General features: G+C 52.3%; 18 protein-coding genes. 14 read left to right on the top strand and 4 right to left on the bottom strand.

Features of this window, described 5'->3' with window-relative positions; all coding sequences use genetic code 11:
- Nucleotides 1-524: 524 nt before the first annotated feature.
- From QWI16_RS05465 to QWI16_RS05445, 5 genes are all read left to right on the top strand, one after another.
- Nucleotides 525-2,903: a glycosyl hydrolase family 18 protein gene (locus tag QWI16_RS05465; RefSeq protein ID WP_302711747.1), complete on the top strand. Its 2,379-nt coding sequence runs from the start codon at nucleotides 525-527 to the stop codon at nucleotides 2,901-2,903.
- 439 nt (nucleotides 2,904-3,342) lie between these two features.
- Complete coding sequence (locus QWI16_RS05460) at nucleotides 3,343-4,944, top strand: cellulose binding domain-containing protein (protein WP_302711746.1); 1,602 nt, start codon at nucleotides 3,343-3,345, stop codon at nucleotides 4,942-4,944.
- A 110-nt stretch (nucleotides 4,945-5,054) separates the two neighbouring features.
- The gene (locus QWI16_RS05455) at nucleotides 5,055-5,615 is read left to right on the top strand and encodes a hypothetical protein (RefSeq protein WP_302711745.1); all 561 of its coding nucleotides are present in this window, start codon (nucleotides 5,055-5,057) and stop codon (nucleotides 5,613-5,615) included.
- Nucleotides 5,616-5,801: 186 nt separating this feature from the next.
- Nucleotides 5,802-7,475 (top strand): dihydroxy-acid dehydratase, encoded by a 1,674-nt coding sequence (ilvD, locus tag QWI16_RS05450; RefSeq protein ID WP_302711743.1) that lies wholly within the window; start codon nucleotides 5,802-5,804, stop codon nucleotides 7,473-7,475.
- A gap of 42 nt (nucleotides 7,476-7,517) precedes the next feature.
- Nucleotides 7,518-8,603: a hypothetical protein gene (locus QWI16_RS05445; protein WP_302711741.1), complete on the top strand. Its 1,086-nt coding sequence runs from the start codon at nucleotides 7,518-7,520 to the stop codon at nucleotides 8,601-8,603.
- A 233-nt stretch (nucleotides 8,604-8,836) separates the two neighbouring features.
- Here QWI16_RS05445 and QWI16_RS05440 read toward each other — a convergent pair whose 3' ends face one another.
- The gene (locus tag QWI16_RS05440; RefSeq protein ID WP_302711740.1) at nucleotides 8,837-9,718 is read right to left on the bottom strand and encodes an SDR family oxidoreductase; all 882 of its coding nucleotides are present in this window, start codon (nucleotides 9,716-9,718) and stop codon (nucleotides 8,837-8,839) included.
- A gap of 118 nt (nucleotides 9,719-9,836) precedes the next feature.
- Between QWI16_RS05440 and QWI16_RS05435 the strand changes: the two genes are divergently transcribed.
- From QWI16_RS05435 to QWI16_RS05420, 4 genes are all read left to right on the top strand, one after another.
- Complete coding sequence (locus tag QWI16_RS05435) at nucleotides 9,837-10,733, top strand: LysR family transcriptional regulator (RefSeq protein WP_302711739.1); 897 nt, start codon at nucleotides 9,837-9,839, stop codon at nucleotides 10,731-10,733.
- A 107-nt stretch (nucleotides 10,734-10,840) separates the two neighbouring features.
- Nucleotides 10,841-11,386 (top strand): DUF3617 domain-containing protein, encoded by a 546-nt coding sequence (locus QWI16_RS05430; protein WP_302711737.1) that lies wholly within the window; start codon nucleotides 10,841-10,843, stop codon nucleotides 11,384-11,386.
- Nucleotides 11,387-11,919: 533 nt separating this feature from the next.
- On the top strand, nucleotides 11,920-12,117 hold the full coding sequence (locus QWI16_RS05425) for a CsbD family protein (protein WP_302711736.1): 198 nt from the start codon (nucleotides 11,920-11,922) through the stop codon (nucleotides 12,115-12,117).
- A gap of 185 nt (nucleotides 12,118-12,302) precedes the next feature.
- Nucleotides 12,303-12,785, top strand: coding sequence for a DUF6231 family protein (locus tag QWI16_RS05420; RefSeq protein ID WP_302711735.1), 483 nt, complete (start codon nucleotides 12,303-12,305; stop codon nucleotides 12,783-12,785).
- A 138-nt stretch (nucleotides 12,786-12,923) separates the two neighbouring features.
- Here QWI16_RS05420 and QWI16_RS05415 read toward each other — a convergent pair whose 3' ends face one another.
- Nucleotides 12,924-13,319 (bottom strand): DUF1622 domain-containing protein, encoded by a 396-nt coding sequence (locus QWI16_RS05415; protein WP_302711734.1) that lies wholly within the window; start codon nucleotides 13,317-13,319, stop codon nucleotides 12,924-12,926.
- A complete protein-coding gene (locus tag QWI16_RS05410) occupies nucleotides 13,312-14,931 on the bottom strand; it encodes an FAD/NAD(P)-binding protein (protein WP_302711733.1) in 1,620 nt (539 codons plus the stop codon). Before QWI16_RS05410 ends, QWI16_RS05415 begins: the two co-directional genes overlap by 8 nt.
- Nucleotides 14,932-15,441: 510 nt before the next feature.
- Between QWI16_RS05410 and QWI16_RS05405 the strand changes: the two genes are divergently transcribed.
- The 5 genes from QWI16_RS05405 to QWI16_RS05385 all read left to right on the top strand — a co-directional run bounded on the left by QWI16_RS05405 (nucleotide 15,442) and on the right by QWI16_RS05385 (nucleotide 22,143).
- The gene (locus QWI16_RS05405) at nucleotides 15,442-15,639 is read left to right on the top strand and encodes a CsbD family protein (protein WP_302711732.1); all 198 of its coding nucleotides are present in this window, start codon (nucleotides 15,442-15,444) and stop codon (nucleotides 15,637-15,639) included.
- 509 nt (nucleotides 15,640-16,148) lie between these two features.
- Nucleotides 16,149-17,510, top strand: coding sequence for an Nramp family divalent metal transporter (locus QWI16_RS05400; RefSeq protein WP_302711731.1), 1,362 nt, complete (start codon nucleotides 16,149-16,151; stop codon nucleotides 17,508-17,510).
- A gap of 217 nt (nucleotides 17,511-17,727) precedes the next feature.
- Nucleotides 17,728-17,970 carry a TIGR02647 family protein gene (locus QWI16_RS05395; RefSeq protein WP_302711730.1) on the top strand — a complete coding sequence of 81 codons (243 nt, stop codon included), beginning with the start codon at nucleotides 17,728-17,730 and terminating at the stop codon, nucleotides 17,968-17,970.
- A gap of 215 nt (nucleotides 17,971-18,185) precedes the next feature.
- Complete coding sequence (locus QWI16_RS05390) at nucleotides 18,186-18,503, top strand: hypothetical protein (protein WP_302711729.1); 318 nt, start codon at nucleotides 18,186-18,188, stop codon at nucleotides 18,501-18,503.
- Nucleotides 18,504-19,887: 1,384 nt separating this feature from the next.
- Nucleotides 19,888-22,143 (top strand): TonB-dependent receptor, encoded by a 2,256-nt coding sequence (locus QWI16_RS05385; protein WP_302711728.1) that lies wholly within the window; start codon nucleotides 19,888-19,890, stop codon nucleotides 22,141-22,143.
- Nucleotides 22,144-22,439: 296 nt separating this feature from the next.
- Here QWI16_RS05385 and QWI16_RS05380 read toward each other — a convergent pair whose 3' ends face one another.
- Nucleotides 22,440-23,801: a glycosyltransferase family 2 protein gene (locus QWI16_RS05380; RefSeq protein ID WP_302711727.1), complete on the bottom strand. Its 1,362-nt coding sequence runs from the start codon at nucleotides 23,799-23,801 to the stop codon at nucleotides 22,440-22,442.
- Nucleotides 23,802-24,082 lie beyond the last annotated feature (281 nt).

Raw genomic sequence — 24,082 nt, 5'->3', positions numbered from 1 at the left:
CACAGACGCGATAGGCATCAGTGGTCTCAGGGCTGGCCTGCGAGAAAAGTGAAATAATACCTTCCTCGGAAGAGCACTATTGAAGAGCACTTTTTGCTTAGGTTGGTCCTCGAAAATCGCGAAGAACCGGCACCCTCGAGTGGGCGACTCGCGACGCTCGCCGCCTTCTGGCGCCAAGTCATACTTGTATGGCAAAAATCGCTCCGCTCCTAGCACCAAACAAGCATCCGACCTTGATGTTTGTGAGATAAATCACACTTTTGGCTGCTTTTCAGCCCCTTGGGTAAATATTGAGCGGCTATGTCTTGACCAGTCCACAGCTTTTGGCGCCATAATAAGACAACGTTGTCAAACGGAGCTTCCCCCCTCATTCCTCCCGGGAAGGCGACAACTGCAGTAGGACTGGAATGCGCCCGATGGAACCTCTCAGGGCCCTCCCGTCACCCGACTGTGGTCAGCGCCTCCTAGACCCTGCCACCGCAGTCTGTTGTACAACCATAAATAAAAACATAAAGGATACGACTATGAGATCTGTTAGCTTATTCTCGCTGTGTGCGGCCTCCGTATTTACGGTACAGGCGGCTCAGGCAGCGGACTGCTCCAACCTCAGTGCGTGGGATAGCGGTATCGCCTACACCGGCGGTGCACAAGTGCAATACAGTGGTGAGGCCTACCGGGCCAACTGGTGGAGCCGCGGTGAAAACCCGGCGGCTAACTCCGGCCAGTACCAGAGCTGGAGCGCGCTTGGCGCTTGCGATGGCGGCAACAACGGCGGCGACCCTAACCTGGCGCCCACAGCGGATGCCGGCGGCCCCTACAGCGCCACTCTCGGCAACGCTATTGCTTTTGACAGTTCCGCCTCCAGCGACAGCGATGGCAACATCGCCACCTACAGCTGGGACTTTGGCGACGGCAATTCCAGCACCCAGGCCAGCCCGTCTTACACCTACGCCGCTGCCGGAAACTACAGCGTTTCTCTGATCATTACCGACAACGACGGTGCAACGGCATCGGCCAGTACCAGCGCCACGGTCAGCGAAGACGGCGGCAGCTCTAGCGACTGCAACGCGCCGAATTATCGCGCGGGCACCGCCTATAGCGCGGGCGACGTGGTGACCAATGTTGGCCACACTTACACGTGCAATATCGCCGGTTGGTGTTCATCCAGCAGCGCTTGGGCTTACGAGCCGGGTGTGGGCAGCGCCTGGCAACAAGCCTGGAGCGACAACGGCCAGTGCGATGGCACCGGGCCTGTCAATCAGGCGCCCAGCGCGAATGCCGGCGGCCCCTACTCGGGCACGGTAAACACCGCGATTAGTTTTACAGGTACCGGCTCTGACAGCGACGGCACCATCGCCAGCTACAGCTGGAGCTTTGGGGATGGCGCCACCGCGACAGGCGCGAACGTTTCTCACAGTTACGCGAACGCCGGCTCTTACTCGGTGAGCTTTACGGTCACCGACAACGACGGTGCCAGCACCACGGCCAGCGCTCAGGTTGACGTGGTCCCAGTGGATCAAAACCAGCCGCCGGTCGCTCAAGTGAATGGCCCCTTCAGTGAGGATGCCAATGTCACCTTGAATCTCAGTAGTGCCGGCTCCTCCGATCCGGACGGCAGCATCGTTAGCTACGACTGGAACTTTGGCGACGGCGCAACCAGTACTCTGGCTAACCCCAGCCACAGCTACAGCGCCGATGGTAACTACACCATCACCCTGACGGTAACCGATGATGAAGGTGCCACCGACAGCGCCGTTACCAGCGCCAGAATTGGCAACACCAATGTGGGCACTGGCGGCGACAAAGTGGTTGGGTATTTCGTCGAGTGGGGTATCTACGGGCGCAACTACCACATCAAGGACATCGTCACCAGCGGCAGCGCCGACAAGCTCACCCACTTGGTGTACGCCTTTGGTAATGTCAAAAACGGCCAGTGTGTGATGGACGACTCCTACGCCGCTACCGACAAAGCTTACGATGCCGCAGGCAGCGTCGACGGCGTGGCTGACTCCTGGGAGTCGGGAGCGGTACGCGGTAACTTTGGCCAGATCAAACGCCTGAAGCAAATGTACCCCGACCTGAAAGTGGTTTGGTCTTTTGGTGGTTGGACTTACTCCAGCGGCTTTGGCCAAGCGGCGCAAAACCCGCAGCAGTTTGCACAGTCGTGCTACGACCTGGTGTTTGACCCGCGCTGGGAAGGCGTATTCGATGGTATCGACATCGACTGGGAATACCCCAACGCCTGTGGCCTTGAATGTGATAACAGTGGCTTTGATGCGTACCGCGAGTTGTTGGCCGCCTTGCGTGCCGAGTTCGGCAACAAGTTGGTCACCTCTGCCATCGGCGCCGGTGAAGCCAAACTGAACGCAGCTGACTACGGTGGCGCGGCTCAGTACCTGGACTTCTACATGCTGATGACCTACGACTTCTTCGGTGCCTGGGCGGCCGAAGGCCCGACCGCACCGCACTCAGCGCTCTACACCTACGATGGCATTCCGCAGCAAGGTTTTACCAGCGATAACGGTATCCAAACTCTGAAAAGTCTGGGTGTGCCCGCCGAGAAAATCCTGCTGGGCATTGGCTTCTACGGCCGCGGTTGGACTGGGGTCACACAGTCTGCACCGGGTGGAACCGCCACTGGCCCTGCCAACGGCACCTACGAAGACGGTATTGAAGACTACAAAGTCCTCAAAAACACCTGCCCTTCTACCGGCACCTTCGCAGGCACTGCCTACGCCCACTGCGGCAACAACTGGTGGAGCTATGACACTCCGGCCACCATCATCAGCAAGATGAACTACGTTGACCAACAAGGTCTGGGTGGTGCCTTCTTCTGGGAGCTGTCCGGCGACACCAGCGATGGCGAACTGATCGAGGCGATTGGCACGGGTCTCGGTAACTAACCGAGGCTAGCGTCTACTATCTATTCAGCGGCCCCTAGTGGGCCGCTTTTTAATAGAGGCAGAAGTATCAGTCGTAAATATTGGTTCTTTTCTTTAAGTAGTCCCCATACATCCACTACATTGGTTGCCAACGACGCAAAACGATGTCACGATTTACGTCATAGCGCGGGGTTTATCGTAGGTACAACAGCTTGCCAAGACGGTGAGTTCAGATAAATTCAGATTTAACCAGTCAGGAAGGTAGGATAATAGGGTCTAGTCCAGGATACTGCGCAGTCTTTCTCTCCCCCTTCTCGTTAGTCAAATCATCGCTATACATCGAGCCGGTCAGTTGTAGGTTTACTGCAAGAGCTTTTTTGGGCCTGAGTGCTCTTGGTTTTCAAGGAGCCTTTAGGTTTAAAGAGCGTCGCTCATTAATGACATGGACAAGGATTTTACAATGAAAACGGTACTTACCCTGAGTACAGCTATAGCCGCCACGTTCATCATGGCCGCCAGCAACGCTTTAACTGTAGATCAACAACAGACGGATATAGACGCTAGTAAGAGCTTTACATCCTATAGCATTGCCCAGTCTTTTACCCCTACTGCTGATGCAATTAAGGCCATTGATCTCAATATGCTTGATGGTAGCAGCCTCTCCGTTGGAGGCACCGCATTTATAACGTTACACTTAGACGATCCTGAGAATGAAGCAATCGCAGAAACGGAACCGGTATTTCTTGAAGATTGTTTCAATTTTTCAGAGGGTCCAGGTTGTGGTTTGGGGGGAGGCTCTTCAACAACTGTAACCTTTGAATTTTCCGAAAATATCTCACTAAATATTGGTCAAACCTACGTGTTTTCGATTCATGCCAATGACGATTTATTCTTCAATGTCGCTTACTCTTATGACAATACATATGATAGCGGAACATTGTATGTAGATGGTATTTCGCAGCCGGAAGACTTAGCATTTAAAACCTATGCACCCGAAGCCACGATTAATCCGGAAGATGACACAGTTCTCATAAGCTCCGAAAATACAATTTATAAATACAGTTACTCAGGTGAGCTATTAGAAACGATACCCGTCCCAGAATTTGGTCAATGGGAAAATGCTCGCGATATCATCCCATTTTCCGACACCGAAATTGCAGTGTTTAATGGCCAATTCAACCCGAATCTAAGCAATTTTAACGGCGATACTTGGATTCATAGAGCGTTTGAAGGGTGGTCAATTGCCGGCAATGCAACATATGGCGGTATTGCAGCCGATGAGCGCTATATTTATCTCACCGATATGATGACCTATAACGGCGGCGAGGCTAAAGGTGTCGTTCGGTATGACCGAGAACTCGATCTGTTTGAAAGATTCTTGACCAATTATCAGTTTGTTGACATTACAATGGGTGAAGATGGCCTACTTTACGGTTTGCAGAATGTCTACGGAGATCTTTTGGTCATTAACCCAAACTCTATGTCTATAGAGAATACGCTAGATTTAGGCCACTCTTCTTCATCCAGAGCGACAGTCGCTGATAAAAAAGGCGCTATTTATCTAGCCGGCTGGGATGGAGTGATCAGCAAGTTCGACCAAGAAGGTAACTTTCTGTCTTCGGTTTTGACAGCTTCGGCATTCAGTGATATCGATATTCGAGGCAATCATATTCTGGTTTCCAGTGTGTATGAAGAGCAGGTGCTTTTGTACACGACTGATCTGAATTATGTTTCCTCATTCCCCGCTTCCGGTAACTACATCTTTGCAGCATTTAGTTATTTAGAGCCACAAGTTCAAGAGCCTGAGCCAGAAGTAAAAGCTGAGCTTGCAGTAAGCTCTGACTGGAACAGCGGCTATTGCGGCAATATTGTATTAACCAACACCACCGATGAGTCGCAGGTGTGGAATGTGGCTCTTGATATCGACGGAACTATAAGCAGTCTTTGGAACGGCAACTGGAACCAGAATGGTTCTACGTTGATGGTGAGCGGATTAAGTTGGAACGGTGTGCTGCAGCCTGGACAAACCAATGCATCCGTAGGCTTCTGCGCGAATCGCTAGTTTTGCCGTTAAAGTTCGCAATAGCGAGGGGCCGGTCAAATGATCGGCCCTTCAATCAGTTGTTGGTGAGGGTAATAGCGTTTAGATTTTCAATGGTTTGGGAACGTATTTTGGCAGTGTTGATTGTTACTGACACTATTGTGGTTCTGTGCTGGAAGAAGTCTATGCACGCTGGACTTTTTAAAACATTGTTTTTGTTGTTGCTCTCAGTGAGTGTATTGGGTGCTTCTTCGGCTGAAGTAATGGAGATTGCCGGAGAAAAATGGATGGTCTGGCCTGACGAGACTCAGGAAAACTATCGAGAGAAAGATTGGATAGAACGTGATGACAATAGAATATTTGAGGTAGTGAAATCCCGCGCAGATCGGGCGTTGGCATTGCTTGAAGAAAATAGTTACATCGTAATCGAAGATTCGCATACCCTCGAGTACTTTCTTGGTTCGTCGGCTTCTCATTTAGAAAGTATGCCCGAAAGTTATCAGCCCTATCTGCTTAGGGCTGTTTACTCAAATTCAAACGGTGGATATAGAGTGGGTATATCCAATGACAATTCCAGCTTTGTAGTCTATGAGCAGCTGGGAGCAATCACTAACGTCCACAGAAGTGCGTTAGTTGTACTCTTAGAGTCAGAACCTAAAGTTATATACGTTACAATCCATTCAATAATGTAGATTCGTGCGGGGAGTGTGTAAACCTTCCTCTTTTTCGTCGCGAATAAGGACTTATCCTCCAAATCGCTTACCCAAGCATCGCTGGTTAGAACGCTGCTTGGTTTATCCCTGTATTCGGTAGGCCTTACTCATGTAAGCTATGTCAACAGAACCTTGCCATACACGCACGAAACCATGGGGTAACCGATGACCGACAAACGCAAACATTCCGCTCAGGTAGTCGACGGTATTGAAAAGGCGCCGGCTCGCGCCATGTTGCGGGCCGTGGGCTTTAGCGACGATGACTTTAAAAAGCCGCAAGTCGGTATCGCCTCCACCTGGAGCATGGTCACCCCCTGTAATATGCACATCAACCAGCTGGCAGATGAGGCCTGCATTGGTGCGGATCAGGCTGGCGGCAAAGGCGTGGTGTTCAACACCATCACCATCTCCGATGGCATCTCCAACGGTACCGAGGGCATGAAGTACTCGCTGGTCTCGCGCGAGGTCATTGCCGACTCCATTGAGACTGTTGCCGGTTGCGAGGGGTTTGACGGCCTGGTGGCCATTGGTGGCTGCGACAAAAATATGCCCGGCTGCCTGATCGGCCTAGCGCGATTAAATCGGCCCTCAGTGTTTGTCTATGGCGGGACCATCAAGCCCGGTGCGAATCACACCGATATCGTCTCGGTGTTTGAGGCCGTAGGGCAGCACGCCCGTGGCGACCTCTCCACCATTGCCGTGAAGCAAATTGAGGAAACCGCGATACCCGGCCCTGGCTCCTGCGGCGGTATGTACACGGCCAACACCATGGCCTCGGCCATTGAGGCGTTGGGCATGAGCTTGCCGGGCAGCTCGGCGCAAGAGGCAGTGTCATCTTCCAAAATTGAGGATTGCCGCCGCGCCGGCGCCGCTGTGCTCGCGCTCTTGGAGCAGGACATCAAGCCCACCGACATCATGACCCAAAAGGCGTTTGAAAACGCCATTGCCGTGGTGATTGCTCTGGGAGGCTCCACCAATGCGGTGCTCCACTTGCTGGCCATGGCGCATGCGGTGGATGTGCCGCTGACGCTGGATGACTTTGTGCGCATCGGCAAAAAAGTACCCGTGCTGGCGGATCTGCGCCCCAGCGGCCACTACATGATGTCGGAACTGATCGCCGTAGGCGGTATTCAGCCACTGATGAAAATGCTGCTGGACAAAGGCCTGCTTCACGGCGACTGCTTGACCGTGACCGGCAAAACCCTCGCCGATAACCTGGCCGATGTCGCGCCCTACCCTGCCGAGCAGGAGATTATTAAAGGCTTTGACAACGCCATCAAAGCCACCAGTCATCTGGTGATCCTAAAGGGCAACTTGGCTCCCGAGGGCGCCGTGGCCAAAATCACCGGCAAAGAGGGCCTGACGTTCACCGGCAGTGCGCGGGTGTTTCACTCCGAAGAAGAGGCCCTGGCGGCGATACTCAAAGGCAAGGTGGTTAAAGGTGACGTTATCGTCATCCGCTACGAAGGCCCGCGCGGCGGCCCCGGTATGCGCGAAATGCTCAGTCCTACCTCGGCGGTTATGGGCAAAGGCCTAGGCAACGACGTGGCGCTTATCACCGATGGGCGCTTCTCTGGCGGCAGCCACGGCTTTGTGGTGGGTCATATCACCCCCGAGGCGATGGACGGTGGGCCGATCGCGATTATTGAAAACGGCGATGAAATCACCATTGATGCAGAAAACGCGGTGATCAGCCTCAATATTCCCGATGCAGACATCCAGGCGCGCCTGGCAAAGTGGCAAGCACCGCCACCGCGCTACACACGGGGTGTGCTGGCCAAGTTTGCGAAAACTGTCTCGTCGGCGTCCGAGGGGGCGGTGACGGATAAAGATTTGTAGATTATTAGAATTGTTACTGAAAAGTTTAACAGGATGTAAAGCGTGTTGAATTTACCCAGCGATATCGAACTTCTCCTGTCCATAAAAAGAGTGAGTGGAAAGCTATTTTACGTGGATGAAGAGGTTGTTATTTTCACAACCCCAAGTGCTTTCTTGGTGTATGACGCAGTTAATCTGGATGATCCGAAGTTCGAACTATCGAAAAACAATAATATGAACGTTTGCGCCTGCATTAGGGTAAAAAATAGAATCTTTTATCAGGACAATGAAGGTCTGACCGCCGATGGGGATTTCAATTATGTTGATCTAGACAAAAGGGAAATCGGAGATCAAGGCGAAAGTCAGTACTCTGCATTGATTTTTCTTAAAACAGAAGGACCAAAAGGTTATTTTAAAGCGGATTCCAAAAATCTTATAAAGTTAAGTTTGAATGATTTTTCTGTCGAATGCTCGTCAGATCGGTACAGAAGAACGGGTATGCCTGCGGTTTTTGACAGTGGAATCTGTATGAAATCCGCCGACACTATAAACTTCTTTAATAACGACTTAGAGCTAATCGATAGCATTTTTTCTGGTGACTTAGTTGGATCAACGGATAACTTTATACTAAGAGAGATTGCCAGTTCTAAAAACGTGCTCATTCTATGGTTAGAAAACGGCTCGATCATTGGTCTTGATTTTGACACGAAAGATATCCTTTGGTCTGTAGAGGGCTTCTATTCTAAAAAATGGGCAGTCAGTGAAGAGGGTGTTGTCTACACGGTGTGGAAAGATGAATTGGTAAGGATAGACTCAGCAACTGGCGATACAACAAGAAATAAAATTAAATCAGAGTTTCTAAAAACAGAAAATTTGCAGTTATTTCAGTTGTCGGCGTCCAGTAAGCACTTGTGGTGTGGTTTTATCGGAAATGGCCTATGTGCCATTAACCTATCCAGCTTTGAAGTTGATTTCCACGAGTTCAGTGGGTGCACAGTAAATCGAAAACCGTTTATCAGTAACAATCGTTTATACATTCAGCTAATCAGTAACGGTATTGGTCTGGATGGATCTGATCTCCAAGAGGTTGTGCTGGAGGGTCAGAGTGGTTTTATTTCTGACGGTCAGAAAAAAGCCTTTTATCCGTAGTTTTCCCGTGAATGCGTCGTTACTCCATAGCTGGTGTGACAGATGTTAGCTGGGCATATATGGCCGAGAAGCGCTGAAGCATAGGGTTCGATGACATCGCCCCAACCGCAGTCTAGTGAAGCTATTGAGGGCAGCTCAAAAAATTCTCCACGACCCGTAAACAAAAACCCAGAGCCACTGGGCCTACTCTTGTTTAAAACCATCAACCCAAGGGCTCTGTTTTTACGCTAGTTTCACGCCTCTGCCGCGTGTTGCGAAAGCGCTGTTTCTGCAAATGCTCGGTAACGGTGCAGAGGGCGACCCAGAATATCGGTGAGGCGCTTCACATCCCCGGGCTCGGCGATCATGCCGTCGCTGACGTAGCGCTCGGCCATCAGGCGCATTTCATAGGCGGTCCATTTCGGCATAAAGCTCGCCATGTTGCTTTCAAACTCGCTCGGGTCGTCGCCGCCGTAGTGCACCGGCCGGCCGAGAACTTCCGACCAAATGGCCGCTATGCCTGAACCTGTCAGGGTGTCGGGGCCGACTAGGTTAATGGTGTCATTGGGCAGTTTGCCAGGCGCCCTATCGCGGCGAATCAGTTCCAGCGCGGCGACTTCGGCAATATCGCGCACATCGATCATGGCAACACCCTTGCCGCCAATGGGCATGGGGTAGGCGCCATAGTTGAAAATGACATCCTTGATCATGTGTTCATTATCGATGAAGTACGCCGGGCGCAAGATGGTGGCGCTAAAACCCATCTGTTCAAGCATACGCTCGGCGCCGTACTTCACCGCAAAGTGGGGTACGTTCACGGCTTTATCGGCATCGAACACCGACAGGTAAACCACCCGTTCAACCCCCGCCTCGCGGGCGATATTCAGTGTGATCAGCGCCTGGGTGAATTCATCGCCGGTAACGGCATTGAGCAGAAACAGGCTGGAAACACCGTTAAAGGCCTGGCGCAGTGAGTCGATGTCGAGCAAGTCGCCTTTGACCACCTCCACCTGATGCGGAAAGGTCACTTTGGCAGGCTCGCGGGTTAGCACACGCACCTGGGCACCGCGAGTGATGAGTTGGTTGACGACGTGTTGGCCGACGCGGCCAGTGGCTCCGGTAACGAGAATGGTCATGGGTCTTATCTCCTGATAAAGGTTGGGTTGTTGTCTGCTGACGACACCCACTTTATTTGTTTCAAAAATGTTCCGATAGATGATAGATTTAGACATTATGTCTCGTTGATGAAACACTATGGATTTACTCGCCATCGCCGATTTCAATCTGGTCGCCAAGCACGGCGGCTATGGCCGCGCCGCGCGGGCGACCGGGCGCTCCAAGGCAACCCTGTCACGCCGGGTCGCTGATTTGGAAAGCCGCCTTAAGCTCAGGCTCTTTGAGCGCGGTACCCGCACGCTCACACTCACCGAAGAGGGCCAGGCCCTGTACGAGCGAAGCCGGGTGCTGCTCACCGATCTGGATGAAACCGTCAACGCCATAGCGGGCGGCGGCGCCCGGCCTGCCGGCCGGCTGCGCATCAGCGCACCTTTGTTGTTTTGCCAAATCGCCATGGGCAAGCTGGCGGCGCAGTTTGCCGAGAAATACCCAGAGGTGCAGCTTGAGGTCACCTCGGACGACCGGTCGGTGGACATGGTTGAGGAGGGCTACGACCTGGTGATTCGGGTGAACCCCGAAACCAATGAAGCGCTCTACGGGCGCACCTTTTTGCGGGACCGTTTGGTGGTCGCTGCCAGCGCGCAGCTTAAACGACCGGTTGGCAGCGACCCTGCCCCTGCGGTGATGCGCAGCTCAAGTCAGCCTCACCCGCCCCACTGGGATGTTATGCTTGAAGGTCAACACAGGCGCCTTGTGATCGAGCCCGTGATGCAACTGTCGTCGGTGATCATGGTGCGCGATGCCGTGCGAGCCGGCGCCGGTGCCGGCTTGCTGCCCATCTCGCTGGTCAGCCAAGATCTCGAGGCTGGTCGGCTCGTAAGCTGGGGTGACGCCGACGGCCCCGAGATCGCGCTTTGGGCGCTTTATCCTTCGCGCCGGCTGCTCAATGCCAGAGTGTCTGCGTTTCTAGAATTTCTAAAAGAGGTCTTCCCCACCGGGGCGCCGGAAGAGCTGGCCGCCTATATCAACACCTAACCCAGCGATATCTCTAGTGGTGTTGAAGTGACCGGCGCACTGGGGCAGACTTTAGGGAGCTTTTCTCAACCTAAACGATAATATCAATACAGAAACGGATGACACCTATGACTGCATTCAAACGACTCCTGACCCTTTCTACATTCAGTGCCGTGATACTCACAGCAGGCCAAACCCACGCCGAGACCAATATGAAACCCGGCCTGTGGCAGCACAAAATCCAATTCACCAGCGAGAGTGGCGAAATGGAAAAAATGCTGGATCAGCTGCGTCAACAACTAGAGGCCCTACCCGCCGAGCAGCGCCAGATGATGGAAAACATGATGAAGTCGCAGGGTGTGGACTTCGATTTTCAGAATCAGACCTTTAAAACCTGTCTGACCCCCGAACAATCCGCCGAGGGCAGCCTGGCCCTGATGGAAAACAACGATTGTCAGGAGTCCGGGCGTAGCACCAGTGGCAGCAGCACCACCATTAACTTTGTCTGCAGCGGTGAAACCGAAGCGAGCGGCACCATCACCTTTGACGGCGATAAGGGCTACTCCGGTGAATCCAGCGCCACCGTTGAATTCCAGGGCCGCCCGCAAAAAATGACCATCACCCACCAGGGCCAATGGCAGGGCAGCGACTGCGGTGGCATCAAGCCTCAGTAAGCCAACCTATGGGGCGCTTGCGCGCCCCTGCTCCGTCGCGATTATGGCGGGTGTCCGGCAGGAACTCTTTAACCGCGCTGCTCCCGATCTGCCCTCAGTACCATCGCTTCGATGGTGCGCTTTCTCAGCGACTTACAACGCAGTCGTCTTCTAGTGGAGCGCGTTCCTCGAGCCCTCACCGCATGAGTAAGCCGCATTACGTCAAGCCCTCTCCGAGCTCTGCATTGCTGTTGACCGCTAATCTTTGGCTGTTGAATGCGATTCCAGAAGAAGAAACGCGTTCGATTTCTACAGGGCTTTGCAGAATTTACGCGGTAAAGAACGCTAAGGCCTGAACTCATACATTTGAATATTACCGCCAACCCACGGCCTCTATAGTGCGGAGCGACGCTGACGAAGATTGGCATGCTAGCTGCAAAAGCCACTACGAAGGCATGTGTTCTGCGCTACACACGAACTCGCAGAACGCTGATGCCGAAAAGTTTAGTGCGTAACTAATGTAAGATCTTAATAGGTAACTAGGAGAAATCACGATGAACAGCGATCAGCTTGAAGGAAATTGGCACAAAGTGAAAGGCGCCGTACGGGAAAAGTGGGGCGAATTGACAAATGACGATATTGATCGCGTGAATGGCAACCGCGAGCAGCTGGAAGGTGAGATCCAAGCCAAGTACGGCAAATCCAAAGAGCAAGTCAAAAAAGAAGTGAACGACTTTATCGATAGCCTGTAAGTCGATCATCCGGTGCAGGAGGTTTTCAGTGAAGGCCTTCTGCATCCCTGCGATCTCCGGTGCCCTCTCTTTATGACTTCCTAAGCCTCACAGAAGTAACGATCCCTGCCGCCACCTTGCGACTACTACGACAAGAATGTGATACTAAAGGTCAATTCCAAAACCTTTTAAACGATTGACACCTTATGTCCGGGTCCGAGCAAGCGCTTGCCGCTATTATCGAGGGTTGTCAGCCCAGCAAAGTCGTTGCCCTGGGCGAGACGGCGGAGCGGTTAGCGCGCCGGTGGTCTGAACACCACCCGTGTGATATCACCCGTTTGGCGCCCAAAGATACCGGCGCGGGCCTGTTGTTTTCTGAGGTTCAGGATCTTGGCTTAGTCACCGACACTTTGGAGCATATGAGTGTCCAACAAGGGCAGGTACTCATTGGCCAGCTGCGCAATTACGGCACGCGCCAGATCGCAGTGCTGGTACAGAATCAAAGCGGTTGGAGTTTGAATGACTTTATTGCTTTGGGTTTTAAACGAGAGGCGCAGCTAAAGTCGGGTGGTGACGGTGAAGCTTTGGCGCTCTATACCTACAATATCAGCAGCTACAACCACCAGCGCCCCTGGAATAACCCCAGGTTCTGGGCTAACCCGCATATGTGGGGTAAAGCGTGGTGGTGATGGGCCTCGTTTTTAGTTTTGCGACTTAGCCTTCTTGCATTACCGATCGGAATTCGTTGGCCACTGCAATTGCTACTAATTCTAGGAAAAATTTAAAGCCTAAGAATCGACGCCTCGCACACAATTTTTGTTGCGCCGCTAGTTTACTATAGCGCCAGAGTGGTTATTAGATGCTTTTCTGGATTTTTCGCACTCCTGCCAGGGCCACCGACCCGTGAGTTCGACGTCGAGAGTGAAACTCAGAAAAGTGCGAATCAGCACAATAATTGCCAGTACCCCTACCGTGGTAAACGTTAACTCTACGGCGACAGTATGAATAATATCAGCCGCTACCAGTAGCTCCAGCCCCAGAAGAATACCCCGGCCGAGGCGGCGCCTCACGCGGGTATAAATGGCTTCAAAATCTCGGCTTTTGCATGCCTCTATGGCGCCATAGGCCAGTGTGTAGGCGGAAAAGGACACAATGACCAAAATGCCCATTACTTCTATAATCGCTGCAACCCACTTAGCAATAGGCTCTACAAACTCAATCATTGGTTAACTCCTGTTCATTGTGTGCTGTCTCTAACAGCGAAGAGCAAAAGCTATCGCTGATTTTTGCACCGATTTCCGCACATTCAGTGAGACCTTGCACAAAAGGCTTTAGCGGCATCAGAAATGGGAGTGCGGCCAACGCCACACGTTCGCCGCGAATTGAAGGCACGGCGATGGTGTAATCATCATTGAGTGGAGGCTTTGCATACTCTTTATGAGCTAATTGCTTTCTCAAGCAGGGAAAAGGCAAATCAGCTAAGCCTGAGGGCTTCTGCCCTCGTGCATCGATAAGAATATCTAGGCTAAGGCGACCGCTTTTGGTATGAATCGTCGTTTGACCTTGGTGATTTTCCACCTCATATTGCTGTCCTAACGCTTTCAAATCGATGACGCCGGCATCTCTAAGCGCCAGTATTCGTCGTATTGACTCAGGCGGCACTGCTGCATAATTGTCGACGAAAACTCGCTTTAGACCTCGCTTGAAGCGTTCGCGGTCTCGTTTGTTGAAATACTGGATGGCAGGCTCTATGGCTTCATGCAAACGCAGCAAGGTATAACGCCAGGCTACCGTATGGTGAGCCTTCTTGTCTTCCATCACTTTCTCCAGATTTTTCCTCGCCCAAGTGAAGGGGTTGCTCTTCTTTCGCGTCGAAAAATAGGCATCAGAAAAACTATCGGCGTCCAGCGTTTCAAGTGCAACCTGGTTGCTCCAAAGGGGGTCATTAAGCTGTAGTTCGCGAACAATCAGTTCGAACAGGCGGTCCAACAGGCCTTGTGAAGAGGTATCAATTTCCTTACATATAAGCTCTGGGGTGGCGAGTGTTAACGGCTGATGCGGGATAGGGCAATAGAAATCGGCCTCAGGTAGAATGCCTGATCGCGATAGCAGCGAAATGCATAATTCGGTACTTTCAGGTTTCAGATCAAACAGCAGAGAGCTGTTCGCATACTCTTTCTGCTCCCTAAAGTGCCCATGTTGTACAGCAACAGCCATGGCAGCATCGATACCGCTCAGCGACGAGCCCAGAATCCCCACGCGTGCGGCGGGGACATTGCTCTCTATTAACCCGGACCAGGGGCTTGCAAAGTATCCGGGCTCGTTCTGTGCCTCACTGGGCCAGCGATGGCCGGTGGCGATAACGAGATAATCGAAGTGAGCTGGCTCAGTTTGACCTTTTACCCAGACCCTGCAGGGATCTTGTGCATCAATATCAGTAACGGTACTACTCTTGTGTAAATGAACTTGGTGTCCATTACTGCGCCCATAGTCAATCAACTGCTTTAGCTGGTTGTGAAAGTAGTGGCCAAGTAATACTCGTGGGAGAAACTGTCTTTCATGTAGCGATTTCTTGTCGACAGCGTACCTTTCTAAGAAGGTGTGACTTTGTTGTTGCAGCCACTCCAAATAAGAACACACCAGCGGTGGAATTTCTATGCTGGCGATATTGGCCAGCATAATCGGGTGGTTGGTACGCTCGTCAAAAGGCATTCCTACTCCCGCTACCTTGCGAGACTCGTAAAGCGTAATGTTCACAGGTATACGGGATTGAATCAATCCGGCCAAGGTGTACAGGCCAGTCGGGCCGGTGCCGATAATGCCAACTCGCTGCATAGGTAGAGTTGCTCTTTGCTATTCGTGTCTACCGACTAAGCAATTTCTTTGCCCAAGTAAAGCATCTGCTACGGGAAACGGAAAATCAGAATAAAAAAGCCTGAGAGGCTTTTTCGCAAACTGAACACTCACGGAAAACATTATAAAACATGAATTCAATAGGGATGAACACCCTATCTACAATCCTATGCTATGTATAGGTGCCGACCAGAAGGGTTATGCTGGTTGATTGGTTTGTCAGAGAGTCAAGTGTCCTTAATTTCAAAAGACCTTTGTAAATCTTACTTACATACATACCCCAAATCTGGTCTTTGGTGAGATAAATAAAGAGTTATTGCCCCATTCTGCGGCTTTCAGTGCTAATAGAGGGTAACAGAAGCTGGCATGCTACCTGCAGCCTGGCTAATGAGGCGCGTAGTTGCGCAAAATTTTTCATTTTCGGAATTTCGAAGTCAAAGTTTTTCTGTGTACGAAATGAAAGACTTCAATATGCAATGTAGGAGAAATTCTATGAATACCGATCAGTTCGAAGGAAATTGGCACAAGTTGAAAGGCGCTGCCCAGAAAAATTGGGGTGACCTGACTAATGATGATCTTGACCGCATCAACGGCAACCGCGAAAAGCTGGAAGGTGAAATACAAGCCAAGTATGGAAAGTCCAAGGAGGAAGCCAAGAAAGAAGTGAACGACTTCATCGATCGTCACTAAGTTGATAAAACGGTGTAGGAGGGTTTAAAGATTGATCACGTATTTAAACTCTTCTTCACCGAGATTCCCCGACGTTACTAATCCTTATTAAAGGATGCGATCATAAGGCGTTTCAGTTCGTAAATCTCAAATTTTTACTTTCAATTTTTTTACTTTCGGTTGATGTGCCGTGGTTTCTTCTACTATTCGTTTAAGATGTAGAAGGGATGAAGGGCTACAAAGCTCATCAACAGTAAAGGCTATAACCTCACGACTTCACACGAAGTGGAGTAGCTATGCACTCTATCGTTAATCTTTGACACTCCGATTCCAAAGGTTACTCGGTATTGCGCTGACCGGACAATAAGTGCGCTTTTTGATGCGGGTTTGTAGTTAAAACTGCGCACTAACGCGATCAAACAATATTGATGTTTTAACACTGCGAGGATGGCTTGAAAAACTTACATGTTCGATCCTGTACACCCGAACCACCTAAAGGCCGGCATAAGTTAGGTTGGTACGGACCCGGCTTGCTGTGGATGTTATCGGCCGTTGGTACGGGTTCCATCTTATTTACACCTCGCGTGGCCGCTGCCTACGAATACCAATTACTTTGGTTATTGCTGTTAGTCGTTTTTTTCATGTGGGTCATGATACGGGAAATGGCACGATACTCTATTGTCAGCGGACAAACCATGCTCGAGGGAATGTACAGTTTGAACGGCCCGAAAGGATGGGCGGTATGGTTTATATTGATTCCGCAGTTGCTTGCGGCCTGTGTGGGTATCGCGGGTTTGGCAGGTGTGGTAGGCAGCGCACTACAAAGCTTTTTGCCGGGCAGCGCCACTTTGTACAGCGCTGTGTTGATTGCGTTATCCACAATGGTTGTGGCTGGGGGTAAGTACTCGGCACTTGAACGGATCAGTCGAATTATGGCTCTGGTCCTAATGGCTATGGTCATTGCCGCGGCATTGGTTGTTTCTCCGGATACGGAAAAATTGGCAGAGGGCTTAGTTCCTGCTTGGCCTGACGACCCAGAGCTGTACATTATCTTACCCTGGGTGGGAACAATACTCGCCGGCTCAATGGGGATTGTCTGGTTTGGCTATTGGACAGCCACTCGTGGTTTTGGTGGAGGACTGGAAAGCCGCGATACAGATGATGAGTGCGAACAATCTGTGCCCACCGCCAGCGATAGCAGCGATACGGTGAAATTTCAGCGCGTGAAGGACTGGGTTAAGGTGATGACTGGCGCTGCGACTCTGGGCGTAATCGGCGGCTTATTGGTCATCACTGCATTTTTAATTTTGGGCGCAGAGTTGCTCGGTGCCAGTGGAGAAATTCCTAAGGGCACAGACGTGGCCACTGACCTAACCAGCCTCTTCTCTGATGTGTGGGGAAGCTGGGGCGAGTACCTACTCCTAGCCGCTATCATCATCGCTCTGGGTGGTAGCGTTCTTGCTAATCAAGACGGGTGGGGGCGGAGTTTTGCCGATATGACACTGATTCTTACCCGCGAATTACGTGATGACGCCAACGATAATAAAGCCCTTGCTTTGCAAAACTGGCTACATCGGAAAACGCGTTTGTCGCTTTTTAAACGCAGATCCCTCAAAAGACTCTTCGTGGTGGCGGTAACTGGTATTATCCCGATAGGTATAGTGTTACTGTTTAAAGATCCGGTAAAAGTCATGTCGACCTCGGGAATAATAGCTGCACTTCATACCCCCTTTATCGCTCTGGCTGCGCTTTACGTTAACCGAACGCGCCTCCCTAATGAAGTCCGCCCAGGAATTAGCGCCACAGTAAGCATGGGCGCAGCCGGTCTTTTCTATTTAGGGTTCGCCGGGTTGTACCTATGGGATCTAGTGAGAGGGGCCGGCTCCTCCTAAAACAACCGGAGGTTTAGTCACTAGAGCACATCTAACAGCGACCCGCAGAGTGAGCCAGCAGCGAACCGGCGTACGCGAGGCGCCATTGGATACTTGTTGAGCAATGGTGGATGAAGGAGACTCTCCGATAGCGCAATTGGATAAAGTCAGTCTATGCTTAGTACCTAAGCTACTTCTCCACCGGTACGCTTAGTCAGACAACAATAAGAGGTGTAACATGCCATTTTCCCAAGATCAGCTCAGCGAGCTCAATCTACTCGCCCTGTTCCATTCGTCGTCTTCGCAAGAAGGCATCAAAGTCCACCAGCATTCTGCCGATCCGGCCATGGTGGCCGCCGCAAAGCGCCTGCACGATAAGGGCTTGGTGACTCAGCCCGATGGCGGATACCTCACGCCCCAGGGCAGTGAAATCACAGAGCAAGTGCATAGAATACTATCGGTGCTCAGTAGCAGTCCGTAAAAGAAGCCATCCTTCGTCCGGTGCCTTGCCGAACAGAGTGAAGCGTTTACGCCCTCCACTGAACGAGCCAGCTGGTGTCTGGTGAGTTGGCATGGTGAAGCAACGGGCGAAGTACAGAGCCCTGAAAATTTTCAGTAAAAAGGCAATACATGATCTGGATCAACTCCGCACGGCGATAAAGCCCTAAGATGACGCTCTTACAGTAGGGGGTTAGCATGGCTTACAAAAAACTAGCGGGCACATCGGCGGTATTTATTGACGAGCACAATCCAAATAGTTCAGCTCAAGAGCGCGATGGTTTGACCTGGACGGCGGCGGAGCTGCATTTGGATAGCATGCCCGCACAAATAACCCGCAAGGCGCCAATGGCCAACAGTTTGGCGCTGGAGGGGCTTGAAGATTATGACCCGCCAGAGAGTGGCGATTTACGTTTGGTATGCTGCCTTAACTCTGATTTTGTCTATGTAGGTGTTGCCAGAGCTTGGGTGCAATACGTCAATCCAGAGGGGTGTGATCAAGCTCAATCGGCTTAGGGTTATTATAATCAATCATCCATCTGCCACAGCATACAGAGGCATTAAAAAAGCCCAAGCACTGAGCGGAGATAGCTGACTGTCGCGCAGAAGGGTATTCTGGTTTCGTTATGTCGGTGTTGCCCATTCTTTGTTAGGCAGATTCACTCGACCTCGATGCTTTATTCCTTAGTGGTGTCATCCAAATCATAAAGTGGTGCGTATCTCCAAAAAACGGAGATACTATGAAAAACTCACTCACCCCCCAAGCTGCCGAACAGAGCTCAAACCAACTAGATTCAAGCATGAAACAACCGCCCGTTGATCGGGATTCATGGCGGCTTCCTTGTCGTGGCTGTATGACGAGCTGTAAAAACTACGCTGTCTGCGGTTCAAAGCCCTGGCAAATCGCGGCTCCTTAAATACAGCTCACGAAAGGTCAGTTAAGCTTTGGCTATTTGGAGGCGTATTGAGCTGGGGGATGCACTAAGCTTCATGCTAGCCGATTTAAGGTAGTGTAAATTCGATTGACAGTCTCCCAAGCCACTTTAAAAGCGAAGCAAGAAAAGTCGCCTACTTGATAATGACGCCAAAAGAAAAATCGCAAAGTCCACATCATTAATCCGATTAATCTGTACAAATAGCACGGCGCCGTAATTCACCAAGAGCGCTCACCCTCAAGCGCGTATTTGGCTATCCGCGGCGCTACTGCTAAACTTAACTGCTAATACGATTCATCCCATGGATAAGGGGTTTATTTTTCAACATCCGCAACAGATGAGTGCAAGCTGGAAGGCTCTGCCCCAAAGCGAAGCGCCATTATTCAAAATATCGTGCGAGACATATGAAGCCACTTTCGCCTCAGCGTATTCGTACGTTGCTTTAGCGCCAGAAAGAACAAGCGCTTGGCGCCGCTCATTGCGCTCACAAAGAGGAGCGGTGCCTACAAAAAGGTGTGCGTCAAAGCACCCGCCTAAAATAGTAGCAAGGAATAACCAGAACGGGTGTTATTCAGATAACCATTGGCGTGGAATATGCCTTATAGGGCACCACTGCGTCTGCAGCGTTTTCAGAGTACAGGCGAATTGTTCCGAACAGGGCCCGGTTGTATCGGTCGGCGCTCGGCAATGCCCTTTAATCTGAAAAAGCAGTAAAGCAAGTAAGTCGGCAATGTCATTGACCGAATAAATTCGCGGCGACAGGAGGTACCGCAATGAGCGAGAGCTCATGCAAACTCATGCTTGGGTTTGCGCACAAGTCCGCCCGATTCAGGGCGATTTGCCAACAGATTGGGAGGGTCTGCTGGCATGTCAATCGAACCCGGTGTTTAGGCAGATTCATCGCGCTTGAATTGCCCGGCGTTCACTCAATGCAAGCTGGATACGTTGGATAAAAAGGAAACACTATGCAAACCTTAAAAACCAAGCGCAATCATCCATCCAAGTCGCTCGTCGTCGCTATTTCCGTGGCCATTGCAAGCTCTGTCGCGGCGCCTGTTGCTTTGGCACAACAAGACACTAAAAAGAAACAGAGAAAACCGCGCAAAGCCATTGAAGAGGTCATGGTCACCGCGCAAAAGCGCGAAGAAAGCGCGCAGGATGTCGCCATTGCGATATCGGCCTTCAGCGGTGAAGATCTGGAAAACATGGGCGTTGAAGCGGGCATTGAGATCACTCAGCAAGTGCCTAACATGAATTACTTTGCCATCTTTGGTGAAGCATCCAGCCCGTCGCTGACGCTGCGCGGTATTGGTTTATCCAACTTTGCCGACACCTGGGAGGCTCCTGTGGGCCTGTATGTGGATGAGGTGTACCGGGGCAACCCCTCGGGCTCGGGCATGCAGCTGTTTGACGTCCAGCGTGTTGAAGTGCTGCGCGGCCCCCAGGGTACGCTGTTTGGTCGCAACACCTCGGCGGGTTTGGTGCATCACATTACCAACAACCCGACGGAATCCTTTGAGGCCGACGCCAGCGTGCAGCTCGGCACCTACAACCAGCGCATTTTTGAAGGTGCGGTCAGCGGCCCTTTGACCGACAGCGTGCGCGGCCGCTTTGCGGTCAAGAAAAACGACAGCGATGGTTGGCAGACCAACGGCGTGGACGGCCGCGATTTAGGCACCACCGATACCCTGGGCTATCGCGGCAAGCTGTCTATTGATTTGTCCGACAGAGCCAACTTACTGCTGGACGTACACGGCAGCGAGGCCGACCAGCAGACTGTGGGCTTTGTCCATATGGGTTATCTGGACCCGGCCAATACCTCGAGCTTTTGTTCGCCTGCAAGAATTCAGAACGGTGAGTGCATCAGCAGCATTGAAGGTGCCGGCACAGGCCGTGAAGAGGCCGGCGGCTGGGGGCCAAAGCATGTCTCATCAGGCGCTGCCGACGGGCTCAAGACCGAAATTGAAACCTTTGGTGCCTCTGCCAAGCTGGTAATTCAGACCGACAAGTTCGACATTACCTCCATCACCGCACTGGAACAAATGGACAAGCTGCTGGAGGACGATTTTGATGCAACCGCTGTTATCTGGTATGACGAGCAGTACAAGGCCGATACCGAGCAGTTCAGCCAGGAGTTTCGCATCAGCGGCGCAACCCAGAGCATGGACTGGGTGTCCGGCCTTTACTATTTTAAAGACGAGCGCGACCTAATTACGCAAGCTCCGACCACCAGCGATGCCCCTACCTTCGGCGGTTATTGGCACAACGAATACATGGATCAGGACACCGAGTCCTACGCCGTGTTTGGCCAGATCGGCAAGCACCTCACCAACACCCTGAAGCTCACCGTGGGCGCCCGCTACACTTGGGAAGAAAAGCAAGCCGAGCTGAGCAATCGCGGCGAACCCAGTTACTCTGGCGACCAGTATTTCAATGACACCATTGACGAAGAAGGCTTCAGTGGCCGGCTGGGGCTGAACTACACACCCGACAACGACACTCTGTACTACGCCAGCCTATCCCGCGGTTTAAAATCCGGCGGGTTTAATGGCTCTTACGTCAGTAGTGTGCGCGCGTTTGGCCCGGTGGAAAAAGAAACCATGACCAGCCTCGAGGCAGGCTACAAAGCCACCTTGGCCGGCGGCCGCGCCCGGCTTAACCTGGCGGTGTTTGCCTACGAGTTGGAAGACTTTCAGGCGCAGCTGTGGGACTCCTCCACGGGCTCTTCGGACATCGCCAACCTGGGCGACGTAAACGGTCGGGGCCTGGAAGCCGAGCTAACCTACCTGATCACCGATAACTTTGAAGTGATCACCGGCCTGGGGCTGCTGGATACTGAAATTGACTCTGACCTGGTCACCAACGTGGGCGGCCAGGAGATCGCCATAGACGGCAATGAAATGCCCTCCGCTCCCGGTGTTTCCGCCAACATGGTGGCCCGCTACTACCTCAACAGCTGGACCTTTCAGGCCGACTACACCTGGGTCGGTGATCACGAACTGCAACTGGAAAACGACCCCTGGTCCAAGCAAGACGCCTACGGCATCGCCAATGCTCAGGTCTCCTGGCGATCCGGCGCCTGGAAAGTCACCGGTGCGGTCAAAAATCTGCTGGATGAAGAGTACTTCACCTACCAAAACACCGGCGGCGACGACTGGGGCTACGCCGTCTGGGGCGCACCGCAAACCGCCTATATCAAACTGGACTACAGCTTTTACTAAGGTGAACAGCGAGAGGCTGTAGGTTATGGCATCCCCCCAATCTTGCCGTGTACTACGACGTGGCTAGATGGGGGGCACGGATTAAGGGTTGGTGCTTGAGTGAGATCGGCGGGTATGAATAGGGGCTAGCTCAAAGACAGGATGTATTTTTGTACATCACCGCCCTGCAATTTTGATGATGTCTTTTGAAACTTTCTGCATCCTAAGCCACTCCTCAGGTATCTGTCAGTGTGTGTATCACACGTATTTTCTCATTGGTACTAAATCGTCACCGCTTGTCATCTTTCGCTGATTTATCAGCCAGATTTTGCGGGCACCGGCGTGTTTTCAATTTTGAAGGATGACAACCAGAAAGACAGCATCCTGGTGTCGTCCGACTGGCCAAGGGCGGCGGGGGATGTTGGGTGGACGGTCGAGATGGTCAAAAGGTGCTGACCTTTTTGGGGGATCAACATCGTCACATCCTGGGCCTTACCGCTAAAGCGGACCTCGTGTACCGAATCGGAATCCAGCGTAAAGACTACGGTATCGTCACCTCTGAACGGGTACCCCGAAAGGACAAGCGTTTGCGCGTCTTGCTCGGTGGAGAAAAACAACTCGGCGGTTTCAAGCTCGCTCCAGGCGCCGGCGCTCTCAAACGCATGCCAGCCAAGCCCTACATGCTTTTCCGCCGCGCTTGCGGTAAACGGAACCGGTTCGCCGGGTTTCAATACCGGCGGCGTGCCCCGGGTAAGCTTGGTGTGGCCATTCACCCAGGCGCCCTTGCCGAGCCCGGCGAGCATGCGCTGAAACGTATCCGGGTGTTTTCCTAGCCTTTTTGCCATGCGCCGCACGAAGGACGAAAAGGGCTTTTGCACACGCGTCAGGCTGTCTCGCCAGTGATACTCGCGCCCCGCCATTTCCACCAGTGCCGCATTCAAAACGCGGACTCGCGCCTGCGGCCCCGCGGACACCCACTCCCAGGCGCGCTCATGTTCTATCGAGCCGTTGTGGATATAGCTGTAGGGCCGCACCCCGGAGTGAATGCACAAGACTGAGGCCTCGCGGTGGTAGCGGATATCGCGGCCCTGCTTCCAGGCGCGGAACATCCACTCCTGCGACGGAGAGAGCCGGGTCTGCTTAATCGGCAGCCAGGGCCCGACGTCTACACACACCTCGCGGCGCATCGCCCAGCAGGACGAAATGACAAACACATTCGGATCAAACGTGTTGTTGTGAACCGCGCCATCGACCACGATGCGGTCTCGGTGGGCGTTGACCGGGCCGTGGTTTGCGGCGGTGCGCTGCAGCAGCAAAATGGGCGACCAAGAGATATCCGCCCGGGTTTCGCGCATAAAGGCCACTCGGTTAGAGATATGGTCCGGAAAATACAGATCATCCTGATTGAGAAAGAGGATAAACTCGCCACGCGCCATTTCCACCCCTTTATTATGCGGGGCCGACTGGTGGCCGGTGTTCTCGGGCAAATTGTAAAAGACAATGCGAGAATCGGTAAACGCGCGGACCGCGTCCTCCGTCTCCTGATTGCAGCCATCCCCGACAATGATCAACTCAAAGTCCTGAAAGTCTGAGTTCAGAACGCTTTTGATCGCAATGCTCATCACCCTCGGGCGATTATAAGCGGCGATGATAACGGATACCGTAGGCGAGTCAGACATGGCGTAGCTGTCGTAAAAGGTAAAAGATCAGGCACTGGGCCAATGCAAATTCCTGCGTCAGTCTACCCAAATCAGCCACACAATGCCCACCCAATGACAAAAACCGGCTACCCCCTGCGGCCCGCCATTCCCCGGCGCCGCCTGAACACAGACTTAAAGGGCCACGCCCGCCTCAGAATAGCCGGTGTCAGCTAAACATGCAGGCACACACTACCCATATCGGCACAGCCCAATTTCATAGCAAAACGCCGGGTAAATTCCAGTTGCCAACCTCGCAATCT

The organism is Gilvimarinus algae, from assembly GCF_030518215.1.
In the GTDB taxonomy this organism is placed as follows: Bacteria; Pseudomonadota; Gammaproteobacteria; order Pseudomonadales; family Cellvibrionaceae; genus Gilvimarinus; species Gilvimarinus algae.
Note: the sequence above shows the minus strand (reverse complement) of the source record. Positions and strands in the feature narration are given on the sequence as shown.

Excerpts from the sequence above, each read along its gene's own strand:
- QWI16_RS05465 (WP_302711747.1), top strand. The coding sequence starts at position 525 with ATGAGATCTGTTAGCTTATTCTCGCTGTGTGCGGCCTCCGTATTTACG.
- QWI16_RS05460 (WP_302711746.1), top strand. The coding sequence starts at position 3,343 with ATGAAAACGGTACTTACCCTGAGTACAGCTATAGCCGCCACGTTCATC.
- ilvD (WP_302711743.1), top strand. The coding sequence starts at position 5,802 with ATGACCGACAAACGCAAACATTCCGCTCAGGTAGTCGACGGTATTGAA.
- QWI16_RS05440 (WP_302711740.1), bottom strand. The coding sequence starts at position 9,718 with ATGACCATTCTCGTTACCGGAGCCACTGGCCGCGTCGGCCAACACGTC.
- QWI16_RS05435 (WP_302711739.1), top strand. The coding sequence starts at position 9,837 with ATGGATTTACTCGCCATCGCCGATTTCAATCTGGTCGCCAAGCACGGC.
- QWI16_RS05430 (WP_302711737.1), top strand. The coding sequence starts at position 10,841 with ATGACTGCATTCAAACGACTCCTGACCCTTTCTACATTCAGTGCCGTG.
- QWI16_RS05425 (WP_302711736.1), top strand. The coding sequence starts at position 11,920 with ATGAACAGCGATCAGCTTGAAGGAAATTGGCACAAAGTGAAAGGCGCC.
- QWI16_RS05420 (WP_302711735.1), top strand. The coding sequence starts at position 12,303 with ATGTCCGGGTCCGAGCAAGCGCTTGCCGCTATTATCGAGGGTTGTCAG.
- QWI16_RS05415 (WP_302711734.1), bottom strand. The coding sequence starts at position 13,319 with ATGATTGAGTTTGTAGAGCCTATTGCTAAGTGGGTTGCAGCGATTATA.
- QWI16_RS05410 (WP_302711733.1), bottom strand. The coding sequence starts at position 14,931 with ATGCAGCGAGTTGGCATTATCGGCACCGGCCCGACTGGCCTGTACACC.
- QWI16_RS05405 (WP_302711732.1), top strand. The coding sequence starts at position 15,442 with ATGAATACCGATCAGTTCGAAGGAAATTGGCACAAGTTGAAAGGCGCT.
- QWI16_RS05395 (WP_302711730.1), top strand. The coding sequence starts at position 17,728 with ATGCCATTTTCCCAAGATCAGCTCAGCGAGCTCAATCTACTCGCCCTG.
- QWI16_RS05390 (WP_302711729.1), top strand. The coding sequence starts at position 18,186 with ATGGCTTACAAAAAACTAGCGGGCACATCGGCGGTATTTATTGACGAG.
- QWI16_RS05385 (WP_302711728.1), top strand. The coding sequence starts at position 19,888 with ATGCAAACCTTAAAAACCAAGCGCAATCATCCATCCAAGTCGCTCGTC.
- QWI16_RS05380 (WP_302711727.1), bottom strand. The coding sequence starts at position 23,801 with ATGTCTGACTCGCCTACGGTATCCGTTATCATCGCCGCTTATAATCGC.